The organism is Protofrankia sp. CiP1_Cm_nod1 (assembly GCF_920888515.1).
GTDB lineage: Bacteria > Actinomycetota > Actinomycetes > Frankiales > Frankiaceae > Protofrankia.
Map to the genome: position 1 here is coordinate 5704 of NZ_CAKKTM010000286.1, position 5818 is coordinate 11521.

The following is a 5818-nucleotide window of genomic DNA, read 5'->3' on the forward strand; positions in this document are numbered from 1 at the left end:
CCCGACGATACCGGACCATTCGCCCGGCATCGATCCAGGAAACTACCGCTAGATATCGCTAGATATCGCTAGAACCTCGTCGCCGACAGGCCGCCGTCGACAGGGAGCGTGACTCCGGTGATGTAGGAGGATCGGTCGCTGAGCAGCCAGGCCACCGTTTCGGCGACCTCGTTCGGCGTGCCGGGGCGGCCGAGCGGGGTGTGGTTCTCAAAGCGGTCACGCAACTGCGGATACTGCGCGAACGTGGCGGCCACGCCATCGGTCAGAATGGCGCCGGGGGCGACGACGTTCACCCGAACTCCCTGTGCCGCGTACTCCTGGGCCGCCGCACGCGAGTCCGGTGACACCGGCCTTCGCCGCCTGATAGGACGAGTCTCCGATCCCTGCGACCAGTCCGGCCACGCTGCCCGCGATCACGATCGCACCGCCACCGGCCTTCGCCAGTTCGGGTATCTGGGCGCGGAGATTCAGCCAGGTGCCACGCAGCGTCAGGCCCTGCACGGTGTCCCAGGAGTCCTCGGTGATCTCGGTCAGCCTCCTACCGAGCTCGTCCCCGGTGGCCGCGTTGAGATATGCCCCGTTCAGTCTTCCATGCCGTTCCAGCGCCGCCTGGACGAGTGACTCCGCCCCGGCCGACGTGCTGAGGTCGACGGTCACGGCGACTGCGTCGAAGCCGTCAGCGGTCAGCTGGCCGGCCAGTTTCGCGAGCTCGTCGCTGCTGCGCGCCCCCAGGACGACCCGGGCGCCCTCCTCAGCGAACAGCCGGGCCGCCGCGGCGCCGATGCCCCGACTGGCGCCCGCAACGATAATCACTTTGTCTGCGAGAAGTCCCATGGGAGAAATAGTACGAAAGCGTACTTGAGTACGCCTTAAGCGTACGTTTCACGTGTTGACACGCTCGGCGTAACGAGATGGTCTCGGCACGCGGCCATCCTGCCCCGCCGGCAGGTGACACGTCCAGCGAAATTGCGTGACCGTCACCGCCGCATACGCCGGGTGCCGGGGGGAGATTTCCAGAGCGCCGGTCAAGTAGCGCGGATCCCATCCACGACCACCCGCACAGGCCATGATCCAGGAGAGTTTGTCGTTGTGTACGCTTTTTGGCCGCAAAAGCGTACACAACGACAAAATTGCGCCGATCTTCTCCGGTGGCCGGCGTCCATCGAAGCGTGCCATCGTCCGGGGGGATACGTATGGTTACCTGACCGGCGCGTTCGGCGGTTGCGAGAGAATGATTCTGGAGAAACGGGATTCAGGAGACCGTGACGCTGCGCAGGTCCAGTTCACGGAACTGGGTGGGGACGACGTTGCGCAGCCGAGCGGACCAGGCGGCCGTGGCGCTCTGGTACCAGATCGGGACCGTCGGCATGTCCTGCAGCACGAGCCGTTCGGCCTGCTGGTAGAGCTTCTCGCCCTCCTGCTGCGACGGCGCCCCGTCGGCCCGGGTGAGCAGCGCGTCGACGGCGGGGCTGGAGTACTGGCCGACGTTGGACGAGCCGCCGGTCCTGAACAGCGGGTTGAGGAAGTTCTCGATCGACGGGTAGTCGGCCACCCAGGCAGTGCGGTAGATCGCGCCTATCGTCCTGTCGTCGAGCTTCCTGCGGAACTCACCGAGCGTCGGTACCGGCTCGAACCTGCACTCCCGACCGAGCGTCCGCTGGATCGACGCGCACGTCACCTCCATCCACTGCTGATTGGCGGAGTCGACGTTGGAGGTCAGCACGACCGGCCCCTGGAACCCGGTCTCCTCGAACAGTTTCCTGGCCTTCTCGGGCTGGTAGGTGCACAGCTCCCCGCACTGGTTGTCGAGGTGGCCCTGCACGTTCGGCGCCACCAGGCCGTCGGCCGGCGTCCGAGCGCCGTTGAAGACCTTCTTGATCAGGTCGACCCGGTCGATGGACATCGAGACGGCCTGCCGCAGCCTCGCGTCGGCAAAACGCCTGTCATAGAGGGGAAAAGCGATCGCCTGGTATCCGAGGTACCTGTAGGAGACGCGACGGGAGTCCGGGAGATCAGTCTTGATCCTGTCGTTGACCGTCGACGACCACGGCGTGAACGAGAGATAGTCGAGTCTGTTCGCCAGCACGTCCGCGTAGGCGTCGTCGAGGTTCGCGTAGAAACGGAAGTCCACGCCGTCGATGTGCGGTTTCTCGCCGGCATAGTTGTCGTAGCGCCGCACGACGAGGTTCTTCCCCTTCGTGTGCGAAACGAACCGGAACGGGCCGTTGCCGACCGGATGGCCCTCGTAGGCCTTTCGGTCGGCGAAGAAACTCGCCGGCAGGGGGAAGAAGGCCGCGTAGCCGAGCTGGGTGGCGAACGTGGAGAACGGCGCGGACAGGGTCACGACGAAGGTGCTGTCGTCGACGACCTTCAGGCCTGGCAGCTCCTTCGCGGGCGGCAGGGCGTCCGGCTGCCCGCCGTCCGGCGTCGTGTTGTTCACCTTGCTGAAACCCTCGACATGCGAGAAGTAGTTCGCGCCCTGCATCCTGTTCGGGGAGTAGGCGGTGTAGTTCCAGGCGTCGACGAAGCTCCTGGCCGTGACCGGCGTGCCGTCATGGAAGGTCCACCCGGGCTTCAGTCTGATTGTATAGACCTTTGCGTCCGTGGTCTGGATGGACTCGGCGACGGCGTTACGCGGCGCGGCCGTTTTCGCGTCGTACTCCACGAGGCCCTTGAACAGTGCGCCGAGCACCCCGATGCCGCCGACCTCCGTCGTGTCGCCGGGGATCAGCGGGTTCTCCGGTTCGGTCAGGCTGTAACTGATGACCGACTGCCCGCCCGGGCCGGTGCCGCTCGTATTTCCCGTACCGCTCCCGGTGCTCGTGCCACACGCGCCGAGCAGCACGGTGAGCACTGCCACGGAGCAGACGGCGGATCGAAATCGAAATGGTCGCATGTTTTTTCCATTCACAATGATGACGTCGATGACGTCGATGACGCCGAAGTCGTGTTCGACGGGACCGCGGGCGGCCACCGTCCGCGGCCGGTCCGAACACCTGGTCCTTCGTCGGCCCATCCGTGAGAAACGCGCCGACAACACGAATGTCGAATCACATGGTCACGGACGGGGTACTGCCTTCGGGAACGTCACACAATGCCGAGGCAGAGCGGGAAGCCGGGCCGCCCGCCCAGCAGGTGGGCACCGGCCGACTGCAGGATGCGGTCCTGAGCGACGATGTGCTGGCACATCGTGTTCGTGTCGCGCAGCCACCGGTCCAGCGGGGACGGCCGGTAGATCGAGCTGGTCTGCAGCAGGTCGTAGAGCCGGCTCACGATCGACCGCGCCGTTCGGAAGGCGTGCAGGCGCGACAGCGGCAGCGCGGCCCGCTCGTCCGGGGTGAGATCGTCGAAGGTGCCCCCGGCGGCCAGGACGTCGTGCTGGCGCCGCATGCTGCCGTACACCCCGTTGCGGGTGGCGACGAAGTCTGCCTCGCAGCCGGCGATGACGACCTGCACGCGGTAGTCGTCGGCCGCGGCGGCGCCCGACGGGCGCGCCCGGCCGGCGACGGTCTCGCGGGCATGGTCGAGCGCGGCGCGCGCGATGCCCAGCGGCACGCCGGGCATGTTGCGCATGTGCACCTCCGGCTGGGCGAGCGCGCCGGTGCCGTTGCGCACGGCCCCGAAGACGAGGGTGTGCTCCTCGGGGACGAACACGTCCGTGATCACGTAGTCGCAGCTTCCGCTGCCGGCCAGACCGGTGGTGTGCCAGGTGTCGACGATCTCGACCTGCTCGCGCGGCACCATCATCAGCCGCGAGTCGTGCGGATCCCCGTCCGGGCCCGGCTCCGGCTGGCCGTCGCGGTAGATGAACGCCCCGGAGATCACCCAGTCGCTGTGGGTGATACCGCTGCCGAACTGCCAGCGGCCGGTGAGCCGGTAACCGCCGGGGACGCGCTCGGCGTGCCCGGTCGGGAACAGCAGCCCAGCCGTGATCATGTCCAGGCTGGGGAACATCTCCCTGGCCACCGGCTCGTCCAGGAACGCGGCGTAGAGCCCGGTGTCCGAACCGATCATCGCGCACCAGCCGGCGGACGCGTCGCCGTAGGACAGCGCCTCGATGACCTCGGTCTGTTCCGCGGAGGTGAGCTCAGGGCCACCCCACCGGCGCCCGAAGCCCATCCGGAACACCCCGGTGGCACGCAGTGTCTCCACCACGTCCGGGGGCAGCCGCCGAGCGCGCTCGATCTCCTCGGAGCGCTCCCGCAGCAGCGGGGCGGCCGCCCGGGCGCGCTCGAGAATCTCCTTGCCGGTCTGGGGCGGCCCCTGCGCGGCAGGGCCGGCGGGGCTGACCCGGCCGGCAGGGCCGGCAGGGCTGACAGAGCCGGCAGGGCTGATAGGGCTGATAGGGCTGATAGGGCTGATAGGGCCGGCGGAGCCGGGGCCGGCCGCGGCGGGCTCGCGGTGGGTCTGTGTCTCGGTCATGTGATCGCTCCCCTTGGATGCGGTGGGCGCGCTGGGTCAGCTGGGCGAGGACCTAGATCCCCTGGGCGGAGCGGAAGACGCGGTCGGGGTCGTAGCGGCGTTTGACCTCGCTCAGCCGCGCCAGGTTCGGGCCGTAGTAGGCCGACCGCCAGTCAGGAAGATCAGGGTCGGGAAAGTTGACGTAGGCCGCGTCGGAGGCGAACGCGCCCATCTCCCGGTGCAGGCCGGTCAGCCACTCCAGGTTGTCCCGCCGCACCGCGGCGGGATCGCCGGTGCTCCACGAGGCGTCCATGCTGATCAGGAACAGCGCGTCCCGGTGCGGGAACGCGCTGCCGGCCACCGGCACCCGGCTGATCGCGCCGCCCCAGGTGAACAGGGCGGCCCCGGCGCCGTCCGGGTTGCCGCTCCCCGGCCACTTCTCCAGGGCCGCCAGCAGGGCCGCCACGCCCTCCTCGGGCAGCGGCTCCGGCACGCACCGGGTGCGTACCGCGAACGCGCCGCCCGAGGTGGTGTGGTGCAGGTAGTCCGCGGCCTCCCAGTAGGTCCGGTCGGCGACGTCCGCCCGGTACGGCGTGGCGGCCGCCAGCGCGGGTGTGAGCAGCTCCCGCAGCTCCACGGCCGGGCCGAGGTGCTGCCCGATCATCGAGACCACGCCGTCCTGGCCTGGCGCGCGGCTCACGCCGATCCGGGCGGCGAACTCCTCCGGCGCGCGCCGCATGATCTCCTGCGCGGTGCTCAGCACCTCGGGCGCATGCTCCCAGGACCACAGCAGCAGGCAGGTGGAGCTGACGGGCGGCACCGACCGGGCCTGGAAGGTGAAGGAGGTGTTCACCCCGAAGTTCCCACCGCCGCCCCCGCGGCAGGCCCAGAACAGGTCGGCGTTCTCGGCCTCGCTACAGGCCAGCGTCGTGCCGTCGGCGAGGACGACGTCGGTGCGCACCAGCGCGTCACAGGTCAGGCCGAACGCGCGTGACACCGCCGCGACACCGCCGCCGAGCACCAGCCCGCCGATCCCGACGTCGTCGGAGTTGCCCAGCGGGAACGCCAGGCCGTGCGGGCGCAGCGCGGCGTAGATCGCCTTCATCCGGGCGCCGCCGCCGACGGTGACCAGCCCGCTCGACGGGTCGACCCGCACCTCGTCCAGCGCGCGCAGGTCGAGCACCAGCCCGGTGCCGACCGAGCTGCCCGTGTAGCTGTGCCCGCCGCCCCGGACGGTGAACGGCGTGCCGTGCTCGCGGGCCCAGCCGATCGCCCGGCCGACGTCGGCGGCGTTCGCCACCGTCAGCGCCGCGGCGGGCCGGACGTGCTGGTAGCGCTCGTTGAACGGCCGGCTCGCCGCGGTGAAGCCGGCGTCGCCCGGCAGCCGCAGGCGGCCGTCGACCAGGCCGCGCAGGCC

At 69.5% G+C, this 5818-nt stretch carries 3 protein-coding genes and 1 pseudogene; all 4 read right to left on the bottom strand.

Features of this window, described 5'->3' with window-relative positions:
• Positions 1 to 68: 68 nt before the first annotated feature.
• A pseudogene (locus NBX02_RS13055) lies at positions 69 to 834 on the bottom strand (SDR family NAD(P)-dependent oxidoreductase).
• A gap of 418 nt (positions 835 to 1252) precedes the next feature.
• Entirely contained in the window at positions 1253 to 2860 is a 1608-nt protein-coding gene (locus NBX02_RS13060) for an ABC transporter substrate-binding protein (protein WP_250291522.1), read from the bottom strand.
• Between the two features lie 227 nt (positions 2861 to 3087).
• On the bottom strand, positions 3088 to 4422 hold the full coding sequence (locus NBX02_RS13065) for an acyl-CoA dehydrogenase family protein (RefSeq protein ID WP_250291524.1): 1335 nt from the start codon (positions 4420 to 4422) through the stop codon (positions 3088 to 3090).
• 52 nt (positions 4423 to 4474) lie between these two features.
• Positions 4475 to 5818 (bottom strand): FAD-binding oxidoreductase (locus NBX02_RS13070; RefSeq protein WP_250291526.1); only part of this gene is annotated, 1344 nt, incomplete at its 5' end.